Here is a 24,003-nt window from a genome sequence, read left to right on the forward strand (position 1 = left end):
ACCAGTTAATCATGCCTAACTCAGTTTCGGGGCGCGGATTGTGCCGACCCTACAACCGGTTCACGAGATCGCGGCCGACGATGAGCCGCATGATCTCGTTCGTGCCCTCGAGGATCTGGTGCACCCGCAGGTCGCGCACGACGCGCTCGATGCCGTACTCGTGCAGGTAGCCGTAGCCGCCGTGGAGTTGCAGCGCCGTGTTCGCGACGTTGAACGCGGCATCGGTCGCGAACCGCTTGGCCATGGCGCACGCCGGGACGACGTCGGATGCTCCTTCATCGAGCTTCGCCGCGGCGCGCTCCAGCAACGCCCGGGCCGCCTGGAGCTCGGTCTCCATGTCGGCCAGGGTGAACATGATCGACTGGTTGGTCGCAAGCGGCGCCCCGAAGGTCTCACGCTCGCGCACGTAGCCCAACGCGCGCTCGAGCGCCCACTGGGCGCCGCCGAGCGAGCATGCCGCGATGTTCAGGCGCCCGCCGTTGAGGCCCCGCATCGCGATGCCGAACCCATCTCCCTCGGCGCCGAGGCGGTTCGTCGTCGGCACCCGCACGTCTTCGAAGACCACCTGTCGCGTCGGCTGGGCGTTCCAGCCCATCTTCTGCTCGTTCCGCCCGAAGCTGAGGCCCGGGGTTCCGTCGGGGACGACGATCGCGCTGATGCCCTTGGCACCCGGTTCCCCCGTGCGCGCCATGACCACGTAGACCGCTGACGACCCCGCCCCCGAGACGAACTGCTTGACGCCGTTGATGACGTAGTCGTCGCCGTCGCGGCTGGCCGAGGTCGTGATCGCCGCGGCATCCGACCCGGCCCCCGGCTCGGTGAGGCAATAACTGCCGAGGTCGGTCATCTCGGTGAGGCCCGGGACCCAGCGCTCACGCTGGACGTCGTCGCCGAACGTGTCGATCATCCACGCGACCATGTTGTGGATCGAGATGTACGCCGCAATCGCGGTGTCGCCCTTGGCGAGCTCCTCGAACATCGCGACCGCATCGGACCTCGTCAGGCCCGACCCGCCGAAGTCCTCGCGCACGTACACCCCGCCGAGGCCCAGCGCCCCGGCGCGGCGCAGGGTGTCGGTCGGGAAGTGCTTCTCGGCATCCCAGCGCGCCGCGTTCGGCGCGAGCTCCGCATCGGCGAACTCGCGCACGGCTGCGATGAGGGCCTCGCGCTCTTCGGTCATGATCCCGTTCCGGCCGAGCGCCTCGCCGGAATGGCGAAGCTGCCTGTTCTCTTCTTACCGGATGACCGCGCGAGTCGACACCGCGGCCCGGAGATTCAGCAGAACTCGGTGCCGCGGCATCCGCCGTTCTCGTGCAGCGGTCCGCCCTCAGGCGCCGGTCAGAACCTCGCAGGCCCTTGCGAGCTGCCTTTCGCCCGTGAAGTGGGGCTCCTTGATGACCTCGCCGGTATCAGCATCCAGGACCAGGATCCCTGTGAAGCCGAACGGTACCTGGCCGATGATGCTGAGGGTCACCGTGCCGTCGGGTGCCACCTTCAGTTGGTCTGCGCCGACGTCCTTGAACCGGAACGAACCGAACTCAGACGACGCAACCCCCGTGACGCTGATCGTGGCGAGACTCAGCACGTTGCCACCGCCGTCGAGCCAGCCCCGCTCGATGCGGAACCCGCTCAGCGTCGTCGTGACGTCGACGCCGCACTCCGCGGTCAGGAAGTCGTCTGCGAAGGTGTCCTCGATCGGGATCTTCTCGATCGAGGGCGGGGCGGCCAGCGCGGGAGACGCGGTGGCGGTGAGAAGGAGAGCGGCCGCGGAGATCGCGGTCACTGCTCGGGCAGTCATGTGCATTGATATTCCCCCCTCGTGAGGCGAACAGCAACCGGATCGCGTGTGTCGAGCGGCACTGCTCGGTGTCAGTAAACTGCTGTGCCGGCTCGACCACAAGTGCATCGTCTCCCTCCTTCGCGCTCTCGACGCCGGACGCACCCGGTTGCTAGCCTGATCAGCGGGAATGACAGCGGCATGGGGGTGCCATGAGTGTCAGCATCACGTTTCCTCGCTACGACGACCGCGGCCGTGCCCACCTCACCTGGCGGCCGGTCGAGGTCGAGTTCGCCGTGTCGCCGCCGCAGGCGGGCGGTCCCGTCGCGGTCACCGTCTCGTCGCGAAGCCTCGCCGGCGGCGGCGGACTGCTCTTCGCCGATCCGCTCACGCACGCGAGCACCGCGACGCTCGATCTCGACCTCCCGGCCGACGGCACGGTTCGCACGGTGTGGATCGGGGGGGGCATTCCCCGCCGCCAGCACGCGCTTCGGGGACGTCGTCGTCGAAGTGCGCAGCCGTCCAGGCGGGGCGCTGCTCGGCTCGCACCCCACGATGGTGAGGATCCGCAAGAACGCGAACGCGCTCACGACGGCCGAGCGGAACCGGTTCCTCCGGGCGTTGGCGACACTCAACGGCTCGGCGAGCGGGCGGTTCCGCGACTTCCGCGACATGCACGTCGCGGGGGCGCCCGACCGCGAGGCGCACGGCGGTGCCGGCTTCCTGCCGTGGCACCGTATCTACCTCCTCGACCTGGAACGAGAGCTCCAGAGGATCGACAGCGACGTGGCGCTGCCGTACTGGCGCTTCGACGAAGCGGCGCCGAACCTCTTCACGCGCCGGTTCATGGGCGTCCCGGGACCGCAGGATCGGGTGCAGTTCACCTCGACGAATCCGCTCCGAGGCTGGGTCGCGGGCAACCTCCCCGGCGTCGAGCGCGGACCGGGCGTCGGACCGCAGACGCTCCCCCTGGTCCGCACCGAGCAGCAGACGCTCGCGCTCGGCGGCGCGCCTGCCGCGGACTTCACCGGCTTCGCCGTCATGCAGGGGAATCCTCACGGTCGCGCGCACATGTCGCACATCAGCGGGGTCATCACCGACCCCGGCACAGCACCCCAGGATCCCCTCTTCTTCCTCCTGCACTGCAATGTCGACCGGCTCTGGGCGAAATGGCAGTGGGCCTTCCGCCGTCATGATCCCGCGGCGGCCCGCTCGTTCGCGACGGGGTCGACCCGCGCCGGTCATCGCATCGGCGACCGCCTGTGGCCATGGAGCGGTCCCCTCGCGGCGCCGCGCCCGACGACCGCGCCGGGAGGGGGGGCTCACGGCATCGCCCATGACGGATGCCCCGGGCGTGAGTCCGCGCGTGCGCGACACGATCGACTACCTCGGCACGAACTCATCCGCTCATCTCGGGTTCGCGTACGACGACGTCCCGTTCCAGATGGAAGGTGCGACGCCATGACCGACGAGACCGACATCGAAGAACTCCGCAAGGCGTACGTCGCAGAGCTGGCCGAGGTACGGCGCGCGCGGCCGCGCCCCCTCACGGCACGACGTGCCGCCGAAGCGCTCACGCCCGAACTGACGGAGGCGAAGCTCGAGGCGATGCTCCTCGATGCCGACACGTTCGACACCGCAGTCCGCCTGCTGCTCGACCTCCTCGCCGACGAGACGGCCGCCGTCGAGCACCGGTTGACCGCTCTCGAGCGGCTCGGCGGCGCGGCCTTCCAGCCGATGCGGTTCGCGCCGTTCCGCGCCGAGTTCGTCGAGCGGCTCCGCGAGCTCGCGGTGTCGCACGACAAGCAGCTGCGCTACCTCGCGCTCGACCGACTCACGCTCGACGACGACGAGGTCGGCAAGCGCCTCCTGCGCGAGAGTCTCGAAGGCACGCGCGCGCAACTCGTGCCGCCCGCGACGGCGACGCGCTTCCTCGCACGCGATGAGCACGGGGACGCCGCGCCGCTCTTCCGCGAGCTCGCACGCACGGGATCCGCGCGAGTGCGGGAAGAGGCACTCCGCGCCCTCGCGGCCGACCCCGAGTCGGTCGAGCTGCTCGCAACGATCTCGACCGACAAGGCCGAGCGTCCCAAGGTGCGCGAGCTCGCCGCGATGAGCCTCAAGGCGAACTCGCCCGAGCGCTTCGCACACGTCGCGCACGACCTCGTGCTCGACGAGGAGGAGGACGACAAGCTCCGCTCCGCCGCCCTCTCGGCGCTCGCCTTCACGTCCGAGGCGGCTGACGCCCTCGACAACGAAGCGTTCCAGGCCGACCTCGACCACATGAAGGACGGCACCACGTCGCGCACCCTGCTCACCTCGATCGATCGCTTCGCCAAGACGCGCGGGCAGAAGCCGCCGGAGTGACGCGATGCCGAGCGACGTCGACGCGCTCATCTCCGAGCTGCTCGCACAGCCCGTGACGGGCGAGCAGCTCCGGCAGGACGCGCCGCACGCGGCGGGCCTGTCAACGGCCGACGCCGAACGCATGCGCGCCCACCTGCTCGCCTCGTTCGAGACGCGAGGCATCCCCGATGACGCGCTTCACGTGGTCGCGGAGGAACTGCGCACGAGCGTGAGCCCCGCCGTCCTCGCGGGCGCTGCGCGAGCGGTCCGCAGCCTCGGCCCCGACGTCGGCGCCGAATGGGACGGCCTCCTGCGCGACGCGGCCGACCGCATCTCGACGGCCGACGTGTTCGTGCGCTGGCATCCGGGTGCCGTCTCGCCGGGATGGATGCGCACCGCGCGCGGCGAGCTGCTCGCGACGCTGCAGGAGCTCCGTCCGGCGGCCTCGGCTGCAGCGACGACCGCGTGCGAGGCATCCGTTCTCTCCCTCGCTCCCGACGCCCTCGATCGGGTGCGGCTCGAGGATCAGGACGGTGCGGTGACGACCCTCGCCGATGTGCTCACGGGCCGCGAGACGGTGCTCGCCTTCTTCTACACGCGATGCATGAACCCCGCGAGGTGCTCCCTCACGATCACGCGACTCGCGGCCGCGGCTCGCGCCGCCGAAGACGGAGGTCGCGCGCATCTCGCGATGACGTACGACCCGGCGTACGACTCCCCTGCGCGGCTGCGCCGGTACGGCGCCGAGCGCGGGTTCCCCTTCGGTGAGCGCGCGCGATTGGTGCGGACGACGGATGCCTGGGCCGACGTGCGCGCGATGTTCGGCCTGCGCGTCGGCTACGGACCCACCACAATCAACGAGCACGCGCGCGAGCTCTTCCTCGTCGGGCCCGGTCTCGTCGGGCCCGGTCTCGTCGGGCCCGGTCTCGTCGCGCCCTGCCTCGTCGCGCGCGGACTCGACCCGGACTGGCTCGCCGATCCCGTCGCCGCTGCTCGGTGACCGGTCAGGCGTCCCCCCTCTGCCGGCGCCGCCCCTCCTCGCTCGCCGCCGTGAATCGGCGGGTGAGGTTCTTGATGAACTCGATCCTGCGGAAGCGGAGCGCAGACCAGTCCTCATCGATGGCGACCTGTCGGACCGGCTCGAATCCGGCCGCCCCCATGCTGAACCATCCGGTGTCGCGATTGAACTCGCACCGGTATCGTTTGGAGGACGCCTTCGGGTACGCGATCCACACGATGGCGTCGCCCGCCGTCAGTGATGCGACCGACTCCGCGAAGGCATCGACCTGCTCCTGGGTCTGCGCGAACCCGAGCACCCAGCCGGCGGACTCAATCCCCGCCCGCGTCTCGTCGAGCACGACGCCGTCGACCGCCATGACGTGATCGCGGAACGAATTCGGCGCGTCGAACACCCGGACCACCGGATCGGTCACGTTGAGCTTCTTCAGCAACGGATCCATTCATTCACTGTCGCACAGACCACGCGCTGCCGCAGCCGACCGAATCCACCCGATGGAATCCGGAGAATCCCGGCGTGGTTCACCCCTGACGCAACCGGAACGTCCGTGCGCTCGGCTCAGCGAGTCGTGAGGTGATGCGCAGCGCGCCACCATTCCAGCTGTGCTCCCAGCCGTCTCTCGCAATCGGGAAGACCTCCTCGACGACGACGTCGTGGTCCTCTGCAGGCGGCCACGGCAGCTCGATTCCTCCGCCGCTGTCGCCGCGGTGCCACACCGTCAGGAGCTCGCCGACGGCGAGCGCGATCCACTCGTCGGTCCAGCCAGGAAGGCCGAGCGGCCACCGAGGGATGGCGTCCGCGACCTCGGAACGCACGGCCCGATGCGCCGCGACCGCCTCGGCGACGAGCCTGCGCTGCGCCGAGGTCATCCGGTCGAGCCAGCCCGAGAGGTACAGCCTGGTCAGGATGCCGTTACTGAGCGCCAGGACGATCCGCTCGTCGCTCATTTCGGGCTGCGGGTAGCCCCAGTTCGCCGCCTGCTCCGGCACGATCGCGCTCGGGCTCGCGGCGGCGATCGGCACCGAGTGCAGCTCGCTCTGCTGGTCGGACGTGGACTGCAGCTGTGAGAGCCGGAGCATGCCGTAGTCGGCGCGCATCGCGCCCGAGCTGCAGCTTTCGACGATGAACTCGGGATGCCGGTCGAGGATGCCGCCGAGCCACTCGTGCAGCGCGCGCTGGTGCCCGAGCGCCCCCTCGCCGAGCGAGGTCGCCGCGACATCCGTGCCACTGCCGAAGTCGACGTTGTAGTCGAGCTTCGCGTACCCGATGCCGAACCGGGCGATGAGGTCGTCTACCGTCGCATCGAGCGATGCCCGAACAGACGAATGCCGCAGGTCGAGGTGGTAGCGGCCCCAGTCCCGGAGGCGGAATCCCCCGCGTGCGAAGAACGCGTCGTCGGGCAGGTCCCGCGCAGGCAGCGTGTCGACCCCTGTGACCTCAGGCTCGAGCCAGAGGCCCGGAATCATGCCGTTGGCGCGTATCTGCGCGATCACCGAGCCGAGGCCGTTCGGGAACCGGTCGCGGGACTCGTGCCACTCGCCGAGGTTGTCGTGGCGGTCGCCCTGATTGTCATACCAGCCCGCGTCGATGCAGAACACGTCGGCGCCGACCTCGGCCGCCGCGTCGATGAGCGGGAGAAGGGTCTCCTCGGTCACGTGCGGGCCGACGGTGTTCATCCAGGTGTTGTAGACGATGGGCAGCATGGTATTCGCGGGGTGGGGTCGTCGCAGCGCTCGTCGGTACTCGGTGAGCGCGCCGAGCGCGCCGTCGAGCCCGTCGTCGCTCACGACGACCGCTGCCGGCACGGTCTCGAACGACTCTCCGGGCCGCAGCACCGTGCTCCACGACGAGTCGTGGTCGGTCGGGCCGGTGAGCGTCACACCCACTGACCCGAGCCGCTCGGTGAGCTCCCACGACCATGCGCCCGAGCTCTCGACCTGCCAAGCGAAGCTGCGCCCCCGGTCACGGTGCCGCAGCACGCCCTGCGGCAGGAGCTCCCCGGTCGACCAGGTGCCGCGGCCGACGAACGCAATGCGCCCGCGGGGGTCCTGCCCGTGCAGCGGCACGTCGATGTCCATGAGCAGCCGCTGGGCGATCGGCTCGCCGGTCCACCGGTACTCGGCGAGCCACTCGTTGCGCGCCCAGTGCAGCTCGAGATCGTCGCGATCGGCGGCTGCGAAGAGCGAGACCGCGAGGCTCGTCACGACCTCGAGACGCACCGGCCCGCTGCCGCCGTTGCGCACGATCGAGTGAGCGCGGAACCCAGGAACCCCCGGCCAGGTCGTGGCGACCCAGTCGGCCTCCAAGCCGGACTTCGGGTCGCGGATCGTCAGCCGGAGGCGGTCAGCGGATTGCTCGTGCGAGACGATTCGCATTCGCTCGCCGACCGCGGACGTCTGCCAGGCGAGGTTGGTGCGCCCGTGTCCGTCGGCCGCGTGGAACACCTCGACGAGCCCGACGGAGCCGGCCAGCTCGGCAGTCCCGCCGGGCGGCCCGAAGGCTGCGATCCGGGGCGGCGCGTCGTCGTCGACCTCGATCGCAAGGGCGAACCGGTCGTTGCCCCATTCGATCGAGGTCATCGGGTGGTCCCGCCGCTCACACTGTCCTCGCCTTCGGATCCCAGCCCACGGGAAGCGCCGACGGTCGCTGCGCGGTCGACGGCACCAGCGCCGGGACGCCCGATCGTGCGGACTCATCGATCGACACGATGACATCGAGCACGTGGAACGCGAGCTGTCCATGCGCGCGCTCGGGCACGCCCGTGCGGATCGCGCGTGCCAGTTCGAGCACGCCGATGCCACGGCCGTCGCTCACCCCGGTCGACTCGATCTCGCGCGGGTGCGCCGGATCGTCGGTCCATACGGAGATCATGCCCTCGAAAGCATTCGGGTCAGGCAGCGCCAGCGCTCCGGTCGTGCCGGCCACCTCCAGCACAGCGGGGCACTCCCACCGCGACTCGAAGCTGAACACGACCTGCGCGGATGCCCCGGACTCGAAGTCCACCAGCGCCGCGTGGTGTGTGGGCACCTCCACCGGGAACTCCGTGCCCGCGCGCGGACCGGAACCGATCACACGCGTCGCGCGCGAGGTGGAGGCCGCCGCGGTGACCCGGGCGACAGGCCCGAAGAGCTGGACGAGCGCGGTCAGGTAGTACGGACCCATGTCGTAGAGGGGGCCGCCGCCCTTCGCGAACAGGAACTCGGGATTCGGATGCCACGACTCCGGGCCGACGGCACGGAACAGCGCGAGAGCCGTGGTGGCCGCCCCGATCTCGCCCGCGTCGACGAGCCGCTGCGCGGTCTGCAGACCCGCGCCGAGGAACGTGTCGGGGGCGCTCGCAACGCGCAGCCCCCGCTCGACCGCACGGTCGAGCAGCAGCCGTCCTCCCTCCCGGTCCAAGGCGAACGGTTTCTCCGCCCACACATGCTTGCCGGCATCGAGGATCTGCAGCCCCACGTCGACATGCGCCGCGGGGATCGTCAGATTGACGACGATCTCGATGGCGTCGATCGCGAGGAGGTCAGCGACCGTGCCGCTGCCCGGGATGCCGTACTTCCTGGCCTGTGCCGCCGCGCGATCGCGGTCCAGGTCCGCGACGAACGACACCTCCAGATCGGGGAACCGGGTCAGATTCTCCAGGTATTGGGAACTGATCACCCCCGCGCCGATCACACCGACACCCACCGTCCCGGTGTTGCTCATACGGTCGCCGCCGTCTCGGTGACGAAGGCGTGGCTGGTGGCGACGCCCTCGAAGATGTCCCCGCTGTAGGTGTCGAACTCGAGCACCCGGATCGCGTCCGGGGCGGCGGTGAGAACGGCGCGGACGTTCACCGCTCCCGCGCCGGCGGGTTGCTGGGTGGCGGCGTCCCGCTCGACCGCACCGTCCTTGATGTGCAGAAACCGCACCCGCTCACCGAGCCGACGCAGCAACGCGGGGGTGTCGACACCGGCGACGGTCGCCCAGAAGGTGTCGACTTCGAGGACGACGCGTGGGTCCAGCTCGGCGGCAAGGATCTCCAAGCCGGTGCGGCCTCCGATGCTCTGGAACTCCCACCAGTGATTGTGATAGCCGACGGTGACACCACGGTCGGCTGCGGCGGGGACGAGCTCGTTCAGCCGGGACGCGATCGATGCGATGCCCGCGGCGCTGTGCCACCCGGCGCGCACGTCCGGGTCGATGACCGTGGTCACTCCGAGCCTTGCGGCCGCGTCGAACGCAACGGTCGGGTCGGGGGCGGTCAGCAGCGGGCTGTGCCCGGAAGGCGCGCGCAGGCCGGTGATGGCGAGGGCTTCCGCGTAGCGATCCTCCCAGGCGACGAAGTCGAACAGCTCCACATGGCGCAGCCCGATCCCGTGGAGGCGGTGGAGCGTGCCCACCATATCGTCGGCGAGTGCGTCGCGCACGGAGTACAGCTGGACGGAGAGGGTGCTCATCGAGTGGGGCCTTTCGGGTTTATGCGGGGTCGGTGGCGAGGGGTCGACAAGAATGATCGCGGCTAGCCGAAGATCACCGATCCGGACCGGGTCGCATCGATCACCGCTCGGCCGTCGGGTAGGAAGGAAACGTGAATGCCCTCGGCCGCCCAGTGCCTCGTGTCGACCGGGACGGCGGTGACGTGCCGGATCGCCTGACCCTGCGGGGGGAACAGCGACACGACACCGCGGCCCGTTTCGGGCAGGATCTTCTCCCGCGCCTCGGCCGCGCCGGCGCCCAGTCCGGTCGTGATCATGCTGGCCCGGGTCGCGTCGTCGGCGACCTGCCGGTACCGGTCCAGAGTGGCGCGGATGACGTCGACGCCCTCGTCGGAGATGGCGAGCAGGTCTCCCCAGATGCCGTGATGGCCCAGGATCACTGCCGCGAGGCTCTCCTGCTGGTGCGCGCAAGGGTCATCGGGGTAGTAGTGGACCAGCGTGAGGACGGAGGGGATCCACCTGTCGAACGCGTACGTCTCTCGGCAGATCCACCCTCGAGCACGCCCGGGGTGGAAGAACATGTTGGTGTTCACGCCGTTGAGGCCTTCGGGCAGCTCGTAGTCCGAGTAGTACGGGCCGTTGTTGACGAGGAAGTACTTTCCGGCGGACAGGAAGCTCAACCCGAACGACCGGTGGTTCTCCGTGACATCGAAGTCGACGATCGACCCGGGCACGGCGACCGCCAGGCGCTCCGCGATCTCGGTCATCCGCTCGCTCATCATGAACGCGAACCGGTCTGCTCGTTCGCCGGCGCTGTTGCTCTGGTCCCCGTGATGATGATCGGCGCTGTCGCACCCGTACTGGCCGACGGCGTCCAGCTTGAAGTACGTGACGCCGAGTTCACGGTTGACGCGGATCAGGTGCCCCAGGAGGGTCTCGAACCAGTCGCTGACCAGACACATCGGCCTGCTCGTCTCGGATTCCCAGATCTCGCGTGTCTCAACGGGGTCCCCTCGCCACGTCTTGATGTCGCCGGCGTGCGCGGCCAACGCGCGACTCGACAGCGACGCCATCGTCGGGTCGAACCAGATCCCGAGACGCAGCCCGAGTTCGTCGGCGCGATCCGTGATGTTGCGCAACCCGGCAGGGAACCGGACCGGGTTCACCACCCAGTCACCCGTCGAGACGTACCAGCCGGTGTCGATCACATACGTGTCGATGCCCATGCGGGCGGCGACCTCGAGCTCGGCGAGAACGCGCTGCTCCGTCAATCCGGCGAGGTAGGGTCGGCCGTGCCAGTACCGTTCCCGCTCCTGGAAGTTCCAGGTGTTGTAGAAGATCTGCGGTCGGCGCGAGTGGTCGTGCTCCGACTGGTATCGCAGCAGGAAGGTGCGGAACGCGGCGGCGACGGCATCCAACCCACCCTCCACAGCGGCGGCGAGCAGCCAAGGCGTGCGGAAACCGGCGACATCCAGACGCTGGCCGTCGAGGTAAGCGCCCTTCACCGCCCCCACCCGTACGCCGCGGGATCCGTCGACCCAGAAGCCGCAGAACAGATCCCCGCCCGACGTGCCGTGCTCGTACGCGAGCAGCCACGAGGAATCCTGTTCGACGCCGACGAGGATCGGGCCGATCAGCGGCGACAGCGCCTCGGCGGCCTCAGCGTCGAGGGTGATCTCGTTCGGCATGAAGGAGTGACCCAGCTCGACGAAGTCCGACATGCGCACCTCGGTGACCGGACCCGTGCGGCGCAGCAGCTCCGCGTAGGTGATGCCCGTGTCGCCGGCCGTCTTCGTGAGCCGGCGCAGACTCACACTGTGCAGTCCGTACTGGAACCGAACGACGGGGCTCTCCGGGGACTGTCGGATGACCAGGGTCAGCTGCAGTCCGGGTTCGCCGTCGACGTCACCGACGAATGTGGACTCGATCACTCCGTTGAGCAGGGTGCGCTCCAGCGGTTCCCCGAAGTCCGCGACTCGGCAGGTCACCGCGCGCCCGTCGATCTCGAAGACGGGCGAGGCGATGGCCAATCGCATTCGCGCTTGCGGGTTCTCGATGCTCCACAGAGCTTCCTCACTTCCCGCCGCGGCGGTGTGGGTTCCGCCCACGGCGACGGAGACGACGGATGCGGGGATGACGGTTGACGAGAAGGTCATTGCTTGACTGCTCCACCTAGTAGACCGGAAACGAAGTAGCGCTGCATGAAGATGAACAGCAGGGCGACGGGGATGACAGAGATCGTGGTGGCCAGGATCAACTGGCCGTAGTCGGTGGTGTTGCCGTCGCTGAACGAGGCCAGCGCCACCGGAATCGTGTAGGCGTCCTCGGACCGGAGCACCACGAGCGGCCAGATGAAGTCGTTCCAGATGGCCAGGAACAGGAAGATCCCCAGTGCGGCCAGCGCCGGACGCAGCGCCGGGCTGACGATCTGGAACAGGATCCGGAACTCTCCCGCACCGTCGATCCGGGCGGCCTGGATCAGTTCATCGGGCACCGACTGCATCGCCTGCCGCATGAGGAACAGGCCGAACGGGAACGCCAGCCCTGGGAGGATCAGCGCCTGGTAGGAGTTCAGCCAGCCCAGCGCGACCATCGTCTGGAAGAGGGGGACCAAGGTCACCTGGCTCGGGATGGCGAGGGTGGCGATGACGAATCCGAACAAGAACGCCTTGCCGCGGAACTGGAACTTCGCGAACGCGTACCCGCCGCAGAGGCAGATCACCATGCCGACGATCACATAGACGATCGAGATCGCGATCGAATTGAGGACCGGACGGAGGTACCCGCGCTCGCCGAACAGGTTGACCCAGTTGGCGACCAGCTGGTCCCCGGGCAGCAGGTGGGGCGGGTTGGAGAACACCTCCGACGAGGTCAGGGTGGACCCGACGACCAGCCAGTAGAACGGGGCGGCCATGAGGATGAACCCGACGAAGATCACGAGCGTGAGCACCGCGCTCGCCAGCCGGCTGCGCCGGCGGGTGCGGGAGACGCGAACGGCGGCGCTCATTTCTCCTCCTTGAAGAGCCGGAACTGTGCCACCGAGAGGATCACGACCATGCCGACCAGGACGAAGCCGATGGCCGAGGCGTATCCGAAGTCGAAGTATGTGAAGGCGTTCTCGTAGAGGTACATGCCGATCGTGAGGGTCGCGTTGTCGGGCCCGCCGTTGGTGAGGATGTACGGCTCGTCGAACAACTGCAGGGTGCCGATCGTCGAGGTGACCACCGTCAGGAGGATCGCCGGGCGCAACCCGGGGAGCGTGACGTTGAAGAACTGCCGCACGTGGCCTGCGCCGTCCATCGCCGCGGCCTCGTAGAGGTCCTGGGGGATCGTCTGACGCTGGGCGAGGTAGATGACCGTGTTGATTCCCGTGTAATGCCAGGTCATCGCGATCATCAGTGAGACCTTCGCCCACACCGGGTCCTGCAACCATGGCACCTTCGGCAATCCGATGGACTGGAGCGTCACGTTGACGATGCCGTTGTCGGTCGCCAGCATGACGCTGAAGATCACTCCGTACGCGACGAGGCCCATCACCACCGGCAGGAAGTAGCCGAGGCGGAACACCGTTCTGAACTTCAGCAGCGTCGAGTGGAAGGCGACCGCGAGCAGCATGGCCAGGGCGAGCATGATCGGCACCTGGATGACGAGGATGACCAGGGTGTTGAGGAGCGCCCGGTAGAACAGTGGATCGTTGAAGATCCGCTCGTAGTTGGCGATTCCGACCAGGCGCTGCGTTCCGCCGTCATTGGTGGTGAGGCTCAAGTATGCGGCGGAGAGGATCGGGTACCCCTTGAACGCCGCGAACAGGAGGATCACGGGCGCCAGGAGCACATAGGGGGTGTTCCGCGGGGTCAGCCACGACCGCCGGGCGGATCGACGCGACCGGGTGGGCGGCGTGGATTCGAGCGGTGGCGGGGATTGCACCGGGGATTGCACTGCGAGGTCGATCATGACCACTTCTTCCTTCAGAGCCTGGGGCTCCGCCCGCTGCCGGGCGGAGCCCCGTGCTCGATCGGATCGGGGAGCGTGCGCGAGTTCAGCCTTGCTTACCCGGCGATCTCTCGCCCGGTGGCGTCGGCGAGGAGCTGTGCCGCCTCGTCAAGTGCTTCCTGCGGGTCGGCGCCGGAGATCAGCACCTTGGTCTGCGCGTCAGCGTAGATCTTGATCGCGCGCGCGTAGTCGCTCGTGAAGGTCGGCACCGCGAGGTCGGGCTGCGTGATGGAGTCGACGAAGATCTGACTGGGCGACTCGCCGACGTAGAACCCGCTGCCGTCGGTGAAGCCGTCCGACGAGTACACCGGCGTGAATCCAGGAGTGAAGGCGTGTGCCGTCTGCATCGCCTCCTGCCCCTCCAGCGTGCCCAACGCGAAGGCGATGAACTCCCACGCCGCGTCCTTGTGCTCGCTGTTGCCGGCGATCGAGAGATAGGACGCCCCCGCCAGCGCCGCCGTCGCGCCGCCCTCTTCCACAGCCGGGCGCAGCGCCACGGCCCACTTCCCGGCCTGATCCGGCTGGGCGTCCTCGAAGTATCCTGCCCACCAGGAAGCATCGACGTTGGTCGCGACCGAGCCGTCCGCGTACTGACTGGCTCCGCCGGCCGTGAATGAGGCGGCATCCGCGAGAACACCCAGATCGTTCGCCTTCTTCAGCAGCTCGAGCGATTTCGCGCCCTCGGCGCTGTTCAGCGTGATCTCGCCGTCGGCGTTGAAGTAGAACGAGCCCTGCTGCTGCGTCAAGGTCTGCCAGATGTCAGCTGAGGGATGGTTCGTCGCCGCCTTGTCGAGCTCGAACAGGCTCGCGCCGGTCTTCGCCTTCAGCGTCACGCCGGCCTCGATGAGCTCATCCCACGTCGTGATCGTCGACATGTCGATACCGGCCGCGTCGAAGAGCGACTTGTTGTAGGTGAAGCCGGCCGTGTTCACCTCGAACGGGACACCCCAGAGCTCGCCGTCGGGGCCCATGCCGCCGCCCCACGCGCTCGGCGCGAAGTCGGCGGCGAGGTCATCGGCGCCCAGGGTGGAGAGGTCGGCGAATGCGCCCGGGAACTTCTCCGTGTAGCCGGGGAGGTAGTCGATCCCGATCTGCATGATGTCGGGCAGTCCTTCACCGCCGGCGGCGAGGCTCGTCGTGATCTTCTCCCAGATGGCCGGGTTGCCGACGTCGACCACGTCGATCGTCGTGCCGGGGTTGGCGTCCTCGAACTCGGCGACGGCGGGGGCGAGCAGTTCGGCTGCTGACGTTCCGGCGGTCCAGACGGTGACCGTCTGGTCTCCGCCAGCGGATGATGATCCACTGTCGCCGGTGCACCCGGCGAGTGCGGCGGCTGCGACAACACCGACCGTGAGACCGGTGGCGACTCGAGTGAGGGTTCTTAGCTCCATTGGTAATGCCTCTTTCATGCGATGTGGACGACCAGCACTCCACGGGTGAAGTGCGCCATTACCGCCGCTGCACGGGCGTTGTGCGCGGCGGGTGAACAGGATGTCGCTCGCGTCTGTGGGGCGACAGGATCTGATATTAGGGCAAATTTAAGGACGTTACAATAGGCGGATGCGACTCACTGATCGGCTCACGAGATCGCGGTGATGGACCAGTCCCCAGCGAATGTCCGCCGGGCGGTGGCTGCGGCGAGCAGAGGACGATCTGGGAGGTCGGGGATCAGCCGGTTGTGCTGGAGCGCACGGTGAGGCTCGGCTCGAGGAGCAGGTGCACTGCTTCCTCAGGAGGGTCGACCACCATGCGCGCGAGCTCTCTCGCGATCTGCGCCGTCGGCTGCTTCACGGACGTAACGCCGAGAGCGTCAAAGGCAGCCATCGTCGTGTCATCGAACCCCGTGACTGCGACATCCGAACCGGGGGCGAGACCCAGCGCACGGATCGCGAGCACAGCACCCACGGCGAGATAGTCCGACGCGCAGATGATCGCCGAGGGCGGCGATTCAGAGCGAAGCAGCGCTGCAGTGATGGCCTCACCCGAACCGTCGGCACCCGGTGTCAGTGGGATCGGGTCAGCCACAATCGGTTGCGGCAGTCCGTGCTTGCGAGCAGCGGACACGAAGCCCTCCAGACGTGCTGCGCTCCAATGCGGCTCGAGATCGTGGCCGATGAAGGCAAGCCGGTGGTGGCCGCGCTCGACGACATGATCCACGGCCAGCTCGATCCCTCGCGCCCCGTCGGTATCCACCCAGCTCCACGAGACGGCCATTCCCTCCTTCGTCTGGCCATACCCGGCGAACGGGATGCCACGCGACTGAAGCTGTGCCGGACGTTCATCGTCCGGTTCAATGCCTGTCAGGACGATGCCGGCGGCCGAACCGCCGTAGTACAACGATTCGCATGCGCTGAGCCAGTCTTCCTCACGCGTCTCGGCGATGAGGGTGAGGTTCATGTTCTGCTCTTGACTCGCCGACGCCAGCGCGTGCAGGAACTCGTCCATGTAACCGTCGCCGTATCGGGGTCGGGGCGGCAACGCATAGCCGATCTGGGTCGGACGCGCCAACCGGAGGCTCCTGGCCATGATGTTGTTCCGATAGCGGAGCTCGCGCATCGACGCCTGGACCTTCGCCTTGGTCTTCGCGGACACGATCTCCGGGCGGTTGACGACATTCGACACGGTCATCACCGACACGCCCGCGTGTGCGGCGACGTCATTCATGTTCGGGAGGCGTGGCGCACCGGACCCGGTTCCGCTGACAGCCAAGCTTCGACCAACCTTCCTCGCAACTGACGCCGTGACGCAGAACGGCACATGCGCGACGGGCCCGCGACCCCGGTTGTAACGACCATAACACCGTGCTCACATGCGTCGGCCTCGGAAAGTACCGCGTCATCACCTGCGAGCGGGCGACGTCGGCACCCGCCGCCTCGAGCCACCGCAGCGGATCCGCCATCGCCGCGATGCCGCTGCCGGCCAGATCGGTGAGCGCGACGGATGCGGCGTAGCCTCGCGGCTCGGTCGTGATCGCACCGGCGACGAGCGCCGTCGGCACTCTGGCGATGCGGGCGAGCGCGGCCACCTCGGTCGGCGCCTTGCCGGCCTCGGATTGCCCGTCGAATCGTCCTTCGCCCGTGATCACGAGGTCCGCGCCGGCGAGTGCGGCCGGCAGGCCGATCGCCTCGGCCACGAGGGCCGCACCGCCGCCCATCGTCGCGCCCAAGGCGAGGAGGCCGAATCCCGTGCCGCCCGCGGCACCGGCTCCGGCGCTCGCCGCGAGCGGCTGCACCGACCGCGGCGTGAGCTCGACAAAGTGGCCGAGGTCGGCCTCGAGAACGTCGACGGTGGCGGCTTCCGCTGCGCTCGCGGTGCCCTTGAACGAGTCGGGTGCGATGACGACGCGCGTCATGGGGCGCCGAAGGTCGGGGCGGGCACTCTCGAGAGCCAGTCGAGCGCCGCGAGCCCGGTCGGAAGGCCATCGCGCACCTCGACCCGATACCCTGCGCCGGCGACGATCGCGGCGAGCGAGGCACTCGTCTCTGCGAAGGGATGCCACGGATCCGCGTAGCGGCCCGAACCGGGGAGAACGACCGCACGCATGTCGTCGCCTCCGCTTCTCTGAGCAACGGAGTTCCGCCGGAGTCCCTCCGTCATCGGTCTCCTCCATCACGTACCACACCTCGGTGCGAACCGTCCCGAGCACGTCGAATCTGGTCGAAATCGTACAACTCGATCAGCGAGGGCGTGGACGGCGACCGTCGCGATCGCGGGCGACGTCAAACCCCCCGGAACACCGGGGGAAAGAGTTCGGGCGGGCGTCCGGCGAGGTAGTCGCGTTCGAGATAGGCGTCACGCAGCTTCTCGAAGGTCCGCCGGCCGTCCCGGCGCAGCGCTTCGAGATCGACCCCGGCGATGCGCCCGTCGCGCACCACCGCGCGACCGCCGACCATGCTGAAGCGCACGTCGCGGGCGGAGCCGGCGAGGATGAGCGTGCGCAACGGATCCTCGATCGTGCCGAGGCGGAAGTCGTCGAGCGCGAAGGCGACGAGATCCGCCGACGCGCCGACGCTGATCCTGCCGAGGTCGGGCCGGTGCAGCGCACGCGCGCCGCCCAGGGTCGCGGCCTCGACGTACTCCGCCAGCATGCCGCGAGAGAGATCGTCGTGCTGGGCCTTGGCGAGTTGCACGCCGGCGTCGATGCCGCGAATGAGGTCGGGCGGGAACGAGTCGGTGCCGAGACCGACATTCACTCCTGCCTCGAGGTACTGCGAGAGCCGTTCGAGCAGGAAGGCGTAGCGGTTGTTCGTCAGCGGGCAGTGGATGATCGACGCCCCCGACGCGGCGAGGGCGGCCAGTTCGCCGCGATCCTCGCCGTGGATCTCGGGGTGGAGGTCGAGGTACACGCCGTGGGCGAGGATCAGCCGATCGTTCAGCAGCCCGACCCGGTCGAGCAGGCCGAGCTGCGTGGTGCCGTGCAGCTCGGCGACGAGCTCGCGCTCGCCGAGCTCCTGCAGGGCATGCGCGCGCACCAGCACTCCTCGCTCCGCGGAGACGCGCGCGGTCGCGCGAAGCACCTCCTCGCGGACCGTCTCGATCCGGCACGGCGCCAGGATGCCGGTGACCAACGGGTCATCGAGCGATGCGACGGTGTCGAGGAACCGCACCGCCTCGGCGAGTCCGGCGCGTCCCCGCTCGTCATCCCAGGCGAGCTCCGTCGACCCGTCGGCGCCGACGACGTGCACGCCCGAGCGGTACGAGGGCCCGAGGAACGAACGGAGGCCGAGCTCGCTCGCGATCCTCGCCACGTCGACGAGGTCGTCGTGCGTCTCCGCCCACTCGGAATGCACCTCCGAGGCGATCGGCACGAACGTCGTGATGCCGTGCAGGGCCAGCTGGGTGAGCGCGTACCTGCGCATGGTGCTGCGCTCGTCGGCCGTGAGCACGTCGTGTCGCCCGTCGCGGAAATACGCCGCAGACCACATGAGCCGGCGTTGCGTCGCCGCATCGCCCCACGCATCGAGCACGAGGTGGTCGATGTCGGCGAGCGCGTCGAGGTCGATGAGCCCCGGCAGCAGCACGCTCTCCCCGAGGTCGATCCGCTCGACGCTCCCGGCCGGGGCATCCGCGCGATCGCCCACGAACGTGAAGCAGCCGTCCTCGACGACGACCGCACCATCTCGGATCTCGACGAACGCGTCGCCGTCGTGGGCGATCACATGGTCTGCCGTGATCAGCGTCGAATGCTGCGAGCGCTCCCGCGGCCCGTGCGACGTCACGAGGCGAGTCGCTCGCGGCGCACGGGCTTCCAGCCCGGCCTCGGCACGGCGGCACGGAGGGAACGGGTGTACGGATGCTGCGGATCGGCGAGCAGCTCGGCGGTGACGCCGGCGTCCACCACCCGCCCCTGCTCCATCACGATCATCCGCTCGGAGATCTGGTTCACGACCGCCAGATCGTGCGAGATGAACAGGTAACTCACGTCGCGTTCGGCACGGATGTCGCTCAACAGGTTGAGGATCTGCGCCTGGATCGACACGTCGAGCGCCGCGACGGCCTCGTCGAGCACGATCACCGCCGGGTCGGCCGCGAGTGCCCGCGCGATGGCGACGCGCTGCCGCTGCCCGCCCGAGAGCTGGTGCGGGTACTTCTCGGCGAAGCTCTGGCCGAGCCCGACGCTGTCGAGGATGCCGAGCGCGCGGTCCTGCACCTCGCGCCGGGTCACCCCGGCGCCGACGTGCAGGCCGACGCTCGTGCCGACGATGTCGCCGATGCGCTGGCGCCCGTTCAGCGACGAGTACGGGTCCTGGAACACGTACTGCACCTCGCGCGCCCAGCGCCGCCGGTCGGCGAGATTCTTCACGCCCTTCGTGCGCGAATCGCCGCGCACCGTGAGCTCGCCCTCGGTGACCGTCTCCAGCCCGACCAGCATGCGGGCGACGGTGGTCTTGCCGGAGCCCGACTCGCCGACGATCGCGAGGCACTCGTTCGGGTACAGCTCGAACGAGACTTCGTCGACGGCGATGACCGGATCATCCTTCGTCGGCCCCGGGAACACCTTGCGCAGCCGATTCGCGACGACGATCGGCTCGGTTCCGATCCGCTCTGTTCCGATCAGCTCTGCGCCGTTCATGATGCCTCCGCCTTCAGCAGTTCGTGGGTCTCGCGGTCGTAGCGCAGCACCGGCAGGCGGTCGACGCGCTGGTCGATGCTCGGGCGGGCGCCGAGCAGCTCGACGGTGTACGGATGGGTGGGCGCGTGGTACACGTGCGCACCCTGCTCGACGATCTCTCCCGCATACATCACCGCGAGCCGGTCGCAGCAGGCCGCCGCGAGCTCGAGGTCGTGCGTGATGAACAGCAGCGCCAGCCCGCGGGCGCGCCGCTGCTCGTCGAGGATCGCCATCACGTCGGACTGCGCCGTCACGTCGAGCGCGGTCGTCGGCTCATCGGCGAGGATCAGCTTCGGCTCGGCGAGCAGCACGCTCGCGATCATGACGCGCTGCAGCAGGCCGCCCGACAGCTCGTGCGGGTACTGCCGCAGCCGCTGCTCGGGATTGCGCACCCCGACCTCGTCGAGCAGCACCACCGCTCGCCGCTCCGCTTCGCGCCGGTCGACGCCGCGCTCGCGCACGAGCGCCTCGGTGAGGAAGTCGCCGACGCGGTGCACCGGATTCACGTGGGCGCGCGGATCCTGGAAGATCATGCCGACATCGGTGGACCGGTAGCGGCGCAGCGCCGCTTGGTTCATTGCGAGCACGGATGTCCCGTCGAAGGCGATCTCCCCCGACACCCGGAACGCGGGGTCGAGCATGCGGGTGATCGCGCGAGTCGTGAGCGACTTGCCCGAGCCCGACTCCCCGACCAGGCCGAGAGCCTCGCCCGCGTGGATCTCGAATGAGACGCCGTCGAGCAGCGTCTGATGGCCGCCCCGCAGGCGGAGCGTCGCGCGCACGTCGTCGAGCATCAGCAGTGGTTCGGTCATCGCATGCTCCTTGCATTCGAGGTGAGCCGGTCGCCGATGACAGTGACGCACCACACGATGACGACGATCAGGGCGCCGGCGGCGATCGCCTCGGTCGGATGCCCGCGCAGCACCGAGTCGAACCCGCTCTTGACCATGAGGCCGAGGTCGGCGGTCGGCGGCTGGACCCCGAGCCCGAGGAACGACAGCGCAGCGAGCTCGATCACCGCGAAGCCGAGCGAGGACACGGCCTGCGCGATCACGATCGGCTGCACGTTCGGCAGGATCTGGGTGAAGGTGATGCCGGTGCCCGACTGCCCCTGCAGCCACGCCGCCGACACGTACGGCATGTTGCGCTCGCGCAGGGCGGCGCCGCGCACGACGCGGGCCACGTAGGGGATGTAGGCGATCGCGAGTCCGCAGACGACCGTCACGAGGCTGGGACCCCAGATCGCGACGGCGATGAGGCCGAACACGATGCCGGGCACAGCGAAGAGCACGTCGAGCAGCCAGGTGATGACGGTGTCGGCACGTCCCCGCCGCCATGCCGCGAACAACGCGAGCAGCACGCCGATCACGGTCGCGATCAGGATCACGAGCCCGGGGCCCGCGAGCGTGATGCGCGCGCCCCAGATCAGCCGGGAGAGGATGTCCCGGCCGAGCGCATCGGTCCCGAGCAGGTGCGCGGGCGATGGACCGCTGAGCGATGCGAGCAGGTCGGGGTAGTCGGGGTCGTACGGCGCGACGATCGGCGCGAACACGGCGGCGAGCACGATGACCAGGAGGATGCCCGCAGCGATGCTGCCGACGACGCCGAGACGGTCGGCCGTGGTGCGGGCGAAGCCCGCGCTGCGGCGTTCGCGCGCTGCGCGCGCGACCGCGAGACTCGTGGTGGATGGGGTGGTCATTGCCGGCTCCCGAGCGCGATGCGCGGATCGATGAAGGTGTAGAGGAAGTCGACGATCGCATTCACCACGACGAAGGCGACCACCAGTACGAGGATCACCGCCTGCACGACGGCGAAATCGCGCTGCAGGATCGCCCGCACGAGCAGGGAGCCGAGACCGTCGAGCGCGAACACGTTCTCGACCACGACCGCGCCGGCGATGAGCGTGGCGATCGTGAGGCCGAGCACGGTGACGATCGGGATGAGCGAGTTGCGCAGCACGTGGTGGCGCACGATGTATCCGGGTGCGAGGCCCCGGACCGTCGCCGTCTGCACGTGCTCGCGGCCGCTCTCCTCGAGCACCGATGCCCGCGTGATGCGCGCCAGGTAGGCGGCGCTCGCCACGGAGAGCGCCAGCGCGGGCAGCGTGAGGTGCACGATCGTGTCGAGCCCGCCGGTTCCCGACCCGAAGGTCGGGAACCAGCCGAGGCCGACGGCGAAGATGCTGATCAACGCGACGCCGACCACGAACGACGGCGTCGAGAGGCCGATCGCCGCCGTCGTGGAGGTGAGCTGGTCGCTCCAGCCCCCACGCAGCGCGGCGAAGGTGCCGGCCGCGACGCCGACCACGGCGATGATCACCGCGGCCATCGACACGAGCGCGAGCGTGGTGCCGATGCGTCCCGAGATCAGGGAGGACACGTCCTGCCGGTACACGATCGAGTACCCGAGGTCACCGCGCAGGATGTCGCCGAGCCAGGCGGCGTAGCGCACGAAGAACGGGTCGTTCAGGTGGTACTGCGCGGTGACGGCGGCGATCTGCTCCGGGGTCCCTCCGCGCGGGCCGAGGATGAACGCGAGGGGGCTGCCGGGTGCCAGGTACAGCAACCCGAAGACGATGAAGGACGTCACGAGCAGCACGAGCAGGAGGCCGCCCGCGCGTCGCAGCAGGTAGGCGCGGAGGGACATCCGGACTATTCCGTTCCGCCGATGCTCGCCGCCCACGGTGCATAGAGGTAGGCGAACGACGCCGTGGCGCCCGAGATGCGGTCGTTCTGCACGAGGGTGACCGGCTCGTAGGCGAGCGGGATCCAGGGCAGTTCGGTGGTGATGATGCGCTGTGCGTCGATCACGAGGTCGGCACGAGCGGCCGGGTCGGTCTCTGCGCGGGCGGCGAAGAGCTGTTCGTCGGCGTGATCCCACCCGGTGTAGTTGTGGCTGTCGGTGCTGGCGAAGAACTGGTACACGTCGAGCGCGTCGGCGAAGCTGCCGTAGTTCGTCGTGAAGAAGCCGTCGATGCCCTCGCGCGCGGTCTCGTCGAAGTAGAGGTTGCCGAACTGCTCGACGGGGATGACCTTGGTCTCGATCTCGAGTCCGATCGCCTGCCCGGCGGCCTGGATCACGTTCGCGGTCTGCTCGTGCACGGCCGAGCTGCCCTGCACGGCGAGCACGATGGGCTCGGTCGGTGCGCCCGCCTCCGCGACGAGCTGCTTCGCCCGCTCGAAGTCGGCGTCGGCCGAGAACTCCTCGTGCGCCTGTTCGAACGCCTCCTGCTCGTAGCCCCAGTAGTCGGGCCCGGCGAGCGTCGTCGCGGGGATGCCGGCGCCCTGGAACACGACCTTCGTGAGCGCGGCACGGTCGATCGCGAGCGAGAGCGCCTGACGGATGCGGTCGTCACCGAGTCCGCCGTCGAAGTTCGTCGTGACCATGGTCCAGAACACGAGCGACTTGCCGTAGGTCGTGGTCACCTCGTCGCTGCTCTCGAGTTGGGTGAGCCCTGCGGGCGGCAGGTAGAAGTACTGGCCGTCGACGTCGCCGGTGCGAAGGGCGTTGATCGCCGTCGACTCGTCGGCGATGAAGCTGAAGCTGAGCTTCGCCGCCATCGGCACGGTGCCCCAATATCCCTCGTACGCGGCGAGTTCGATGCTCTTGCCCGAACTCCACGCCTCGAGCGAGAACGGTCCGGTGCACTGCAGTCCGCCGTCGGGGGTGCCGAACGCTTCGCCCGCCGCCTCGGCAGCGGCCTTCTGGACGATAGCGCCGGCGGCGGTGCCCATCGCCTGCGTGAAGAGCACGTCGGGCTGGGTGAGCTTCACCGTGACCTGGTCGGGCGCAGTCACCGCCACCGATTCGACGTTCTGGAAGTAACTCGAGAAGTAGCTCGTCGCGGTCTCGCCGACCTGGCGCTGCAGCGAGTACGCGACGTCCTCGGCGGTGAGCGGCTTGCCGTCCCAGAAGGTGACACCGTCTCGGATCGTGTACACGATCGTCGTGTCGTCGGGCTGCTCGACGCCCGAGGCGAGACCGGGCTCGGTTGACAGGTCGGGTGTGAGGCGGACGAGGCTCTCGCAGAGGTTCGCGGTCACCGTGTTCTCGGCGTAGTTGAACCCGAAGATCGGGTCGAGGGACATCGGCTCATAGGGCAGGTTCCACTTGACCTCGTCGACGGGCTGTGCGCCCGGCTCGGTGGTCGTGGCCAGGTTGCTGAGATCGACGGTGAGCCCTCCGTCGGTTTCGTCGGTGTTCTCGGATGCGGTGCAGCCAGTGAGGGCCAGGCCCGCGACGGCCAGTGCGGCCGTGGCGATGGTGATGCGGCGTCGTGACACGGGGAACTCCTTTGTCGATGTGTCGGGTGTGCGCTGGTGGTGCAGGTGGGTTCGGTGCT

The 24,003-nt window shown here is 68.9% G+C and carries 21 protein-coding genes; 2 read left to right on the plus strand and 19 right to left on the minus strand.

All coding sequences use genetic code 11. The features are described from left to right. Positions 1-49 precede the first annotated feature (49 nt). The gene (locus LQ757_RS13885; RefSeq protein WP_231047836.1) at positions 50-1,180 is read right to left on the minus strand and encodes an acyl-CoA dehydrogenase family protein; all 1,131 of its coding nucleotides are present in this window, start codon (positions 1,178-1,180) and stop codon (positions 50-52) included. Between the two features lie 147 nt (positions 1,181-1,327). Next, the gene (locus LQ757_RS13890; protein WP_231047837.1) at positions 1,328-1,783 is read right to left on the minus strand and encodes a hypothetical protein; all 456 of its coding nucleotides are present in this window, start codon (positions 1,781-1,783) and stop codon (positions 1,328-1,330) included. A gap of 549 nt (positions 1,784-2,332) precedes the next feature. Between LQ757_RS13890 and LQ757_RS13895 the strand changes: the two genes are divergently transcribed. Next, the gene (locus LQ757_RS13895; protein ID WP_231047838.1) at positions 2,333-4,144 is read left to right on the plus strand and encodes a tyrosinase family protein; all 1,812 of its coding nucleotides are present in this window, start codon (positions 2,333-2,335) and stop codon (positions 4,142-4,144) included. Between the two features lie 4 nt (positions 4,145-4,148). Continuing rightward, positions 4,149-5,123: an SCO family protein gene (locus LQ757_RS13900; protein WP_231047839.1), complete on the plus strand. Its 975-nt coding sequence runs from the start codon at positions 4,149-4,151 to the stop codon at positions 5,121-5,123. Positions 5,124-5,127: 4 nt separating this feature from the next. On the opposite strand, the gene LQ757_RS13905 is transcribed toward LQ757_RS13900, so the two are convergent. The 17 genes from LQ757_RS13905 to LQ757_RS13985 all read right to left on the minus strand — a co-directional run bounded on the left by LQ757_RS13905 (position 5,128) and on the right by LQ757_RS13985 (position 23,944). After that, entirely contained in the window at positions 5,128-5,583 is a 456-nt protein-coding gene (locus LQ757_RS13905; protein WP_231047840.1) for a hypothetical protein, read from the minus strand. 79 nt (positions 5,584-5,662) lie between these two features. Continuing rightward, a complete protein-coding gene (locus LQ757_RS13910; protein WP_231047841.1) occupies positions 5,663-7,720 on the minus strand; it encodes a glycoside hydrolase family 36 protein in 2,058 nt (685 codons plus the stop codon). A 16-nt stretch (positions 7,721-7,736) separates the two neighbouring features. Continuing rightward, a complete protein-coding gene (locus LQ757_RS13915) occupies positions 7,737-8,843 on the minus strand; it encodes a Gfo/Idh/MocA family protein (protein ID WP_231047842.1) in 1,107 nt (368 codons plus the stop codon). Continuing rightward, the gene (locus LQ757_RS13920) at positions 8,840-9,577 is read right to left on the minus strand and encodes a sugar phosphate isomerase/epimerase family protein (protein WP_231047843.1); all 738 of its coding nucleotides are present in this window, start codon (positions 9,575-9,577) and stop codon (positions 8,840-8,842) included. Before LQ757_RS13920 ends, LQ757_RS13915 begins: the two co-directional genes overlap by 4 nt. Before the next feature lie 62 nt (positions 9,578-9,639). Next, positions 9,640-11,712 carry an alpha-galactosidase gene (locus tag LQ757_RS13925; RefSeq protein WP_231047844.1) on the minus strand — a complete coding sequence of 691 codons (2,073 nt, stop codon included), beginning with the start codon at positions 11,710-11,712 and terminating at the stop codon, positions 9,640-9,642. Continuing rightward, positions 11,709-12,563: a carbohydrate ABC transporter permease gene (locus LQ757_RS13930; protein WP_231047845.1), complete on the minus strand. Its 855-nt coding sequence runs from the start codon at positions 12,561-12,563 to the stop codon at positions 11,709-11,711. The genes LQ757_RS13925 and LQ757_RS13930 overlap by 4 nt, the downstream gene beginning before the upstream one ends. Continuing rightward, positions 12,560-13,510, minus strand: a complete 951-nt coding sequence (locus tag LQ757_RS13935; protein ID WP_231047846.1) for a carbohydrate ABC transporter permease — start codon at positions 13,508-13,510, stop codon at positions 12,560-12,562. The genes LQ757_RS13930 and LQ757_RS13935 overlap by 4 nt, the downstream gene beginning before the upstream one ends. A 95-nt stretch (positions 13,511-13,605) precedes the next feature. After that, positions 13,606-14,940, minus strand: a complete 1,335-nt coding sequence (locus LQ757_RS13940) for an ABC transporter substrate-binding protein (protein WP_231047847.1) — start codon at positions 14,938-14,940, stop codon at positions 13,606-13,608. A gap of 277 nt (positions 14,941-15,217) precedes the next feature. Continuing rightward, positions 15,218-16,213 carry a LacI family DNA-binding transcriptional regulator gene (locus LQ757_RS13945; protein WP_231047848.1) on the minus strand — a complete coding sequence of 332 codons (996 nt, stop codon included), beginning with the start codon at positions 16,211-16,213 and terminating at the stop codon, positions 15,218-15,220. Then, positions 16,206-16,901 (minus strand): glycerate kinase, encoded by a 696-nt coding sequence (locus LQ757_RS13950; RefSeq protein WP_231047849.1) that lies wholly within the window; start codon positions 16,899-16,901, stop codon positions 16,206-16,208. Before LQ757_RS13950 ends, LQ757_RS13945 begins: the two co-directional genes overlap by 8 nt. Further along, complete coding sequence (locus LQ757_RS13955) at positions 16,898-17,092, minus strand: hypothetical protein (RefSeq protein ID WP_231047850.1); 195 nt, start codon at positions 17,090-17,092, stop codon at positions 16,898-16,900. Before LQ757_RS13955 ends, LQ757_RS13950 begins: the two co-directional genes overlap by 4 nt. Before the next feature lie 176 nt (positions 17,093-17,268). After that, the gene (locus LQ757_RS13960; protein ID WP_231047851.1) at positions 17,269-18,768 is read right to left on the minus strand and encodes a chlorohydrolase family protein; all 1,500 of its coding nucleotides are present in this window, start codon (positions 18,766-18,768) and stop codon (positions 17,269-17,271) included. Then, a complete protein-coding gene (locus LQ757_RS13965) occupies positions 18,765-19,622 on the minus strand; it encodes an ATP-binding cassette domain-containing protein (RefSeq protein WP_231047852.1) in 858 nt (285 codons plus the stop codon). Before LQ757_RS13965 ends, LQ757_RS13960 begins: the two co-directional genes overlap by 4 nt. After that, positions 19,619-20,473, minus strand: a complete 855-nt coding sequence (locus LQ757_RS13970; RefSeq protein ID WP_231047853.1) for an ABC transporter ATP-binding protein — start codon at positions 20,471-20,473, stop codon at positions 19,619-19,621. Before LQ757_RS13970 ends, LQ757_RS13965 begins: the two co-directional genes overlap by 4 nt. Further along, a complete protein-coding gene (locus LQ757_RS13975) occupies positions 20,470-21,360 on the minus strand; it encodes an ABC transporter permease (RefSeq protein ID WP_231047854.1) in 891 nt (296 codons plus the stop codon). Before LQ757_RS13975 ends, LQ757_RS13970 begins: the two co-directional genes overlap by 4 nt. Beyond that, on the minus strand, positions 21,357-22,307 hold the full coding sequence (locus LQ757_RS13980; RefSeq protein ID WP_231047855.1) for an ABC transporter permease: 951 nt from the start codon (positions 22,305-22,307) through the stop codon (positions 21,357-21,359). Before LQ757_RS13980 ends, LQ757_RS13975 begins: the two co-directional genes overlap by 4 nt. A 5-nt stretch (positions 22,308-22,312) precedes the next feature. Next, positions 22,313-23,944 carry an ABC transporter substrate-binding protein gene (locus LQ757_RS13985; protein ID WP_231047856.1) on the minus strand — a complete coding sequence of 544 codons (1,632 nt, stop codon included), beginning with the start codon at positions 23,942-23,944 and terminating at the stop codon, positions 22,313-22,315. Between the last annotated feature and the right edge of the window lie 59 nt (positions 23,945-24,003).

Source organism: Agromyces cavernae, from assembly GCF_021044935.1.
GTDB classification, from domain to species: domain Bacteria; phylum Actinomycetota; class Actinomycetes; order Actinomycetales; family Microbacteriaceae; genus Agromyces; species Agromyces cavernae.

Bases quoted from the DNA above. Each gene is read 5' to 3' on its own strand.
- LQ757_RS13965 (WP_231047852.1), bottom strand. From the start codon at position 19,622: ATGAACGGCGCAGAGCTGATCGGAACAGAGCGGATCGGAACCGAGCCG.
- LQ757_RS13900 (WP_231047839.1), top strand. From the start codon at position 4,149: ATGCCGAGCGACGTCGACGCGCTCATCTCCGAGCTGCTCGCACAGCCC.
- LQ757_RS13910 (WP_231047841.1), bottom strand. From the start codon at position 7,720: ATGACCTCGATCGAATGGGGCAACGACCGGTTCGCCCTTGCGATCGAG.
- LQ757_RS13905 (WP_231047840.1), bottom strand. From the start codon at position 5,583: ATGGATCCGTTGCTGAAGAAGCTCAACGTGACCGATCCGGTGGTCCGG.
- LQ757_RS13935 (WP_231047846.1), bottom strand. From the start codon at position 13,510: ATGATCGACCTCGCAGTGCAATCCCCGGTGCAATCCCCGCCACCGCTC.
- LQ757_RS13970 (WP_231047853.1), bottom strand. From the start codon at position 20,473: ATGACCGAACCACTGCTGATGCTCGACGACGTGCGCGCGACGCTCCGC.
- LQ757_RS13950 (WP_231047849.1), bottom strand. From the start codon at position 16,901: ATGACGCGCGTCGTCATCGCACCCGACTCGTTCAAGGGCACCGCGAGC.
- LQ757_RS13895 (WP_231047838.1), top strand. From the start codon at position 2,333: ATGGTGAGGATCCGCAAGAACGCGAACGCGCTCACGACGGCCGAGCGG.
- LQ757_RS13930 (WP_231047845.1), bottom strand. From the start codon at position 12,563: ATGAGCGCCGCCGTTCGCGTCTCCCGCACCCGCCGGCGCAGCCGGCTG.
- LQ757_RS13925 (WP_231047844.1), bottom strand. From the start codon at position 11,712: ATGACCTTCTCGTCAACCGTCATCCCCGCATCCGTCGTCTCCGTCGCC.
- LQ757_RS13975 (WP_231047854.1), bottom strand. From the start codon at position 21,360: ATGACCACCCCATCCACCACGAGTCTCGCGGTCGCGCGCGCAGCGCGC.
- LQ757_RS13885 (WP_231047836.1), bottom strand. From the start codon at position 1,180: ATGACCGAAGAGCGCGAGGCCCTCATCGCAGCCGTGCGCGAGTTCGCC.
- LQ757_RS13955 (WP_231047850.1), bottom strand. From the start codon at position 17,092: ATGCGTGCGGTCGTTCTCCCCGGTTCGGGCCGCTACGCGGATCCGTGG.
- LQ757_RS13920 (WP_231047843.1), bottom strand. From the start codon at position 9,577: ATGAGCACCCTCTCCGTCCAGCTGTACTCCGTGCGCGACGCACTCGCC.
- LQ757_RS13940 (WP_231047847.1), bottom strand. From the start codon at position 14,940: ATGGAGCTAAGAACCCTCACTCGAGTCGCCACCGGTCTCACGGTCGGT.
- LQ757_RS13915 (WP_231047842.1), bottom strand. From the start codon at position 8,843: ATGAGCAACACCGGGACGGTGGGTGTCGGTGTGATCGGCGCGGGGGTG.
- LQ757_RS13980 (WP_231047855.1), bottom strand. From the start codon at position 22,307: ATGTCCCTCCGCGCCTACCTGCTGCGACGCGCGGGCGGCCTCCTGCTC.
- LQ757_RS13945 (WP_231047848.1), bottom strand. From the start codon at position 16,213: ATGAATGACGTCGCCGCACACGCGGGCGTGTCGGTGATGACCGTGTCG.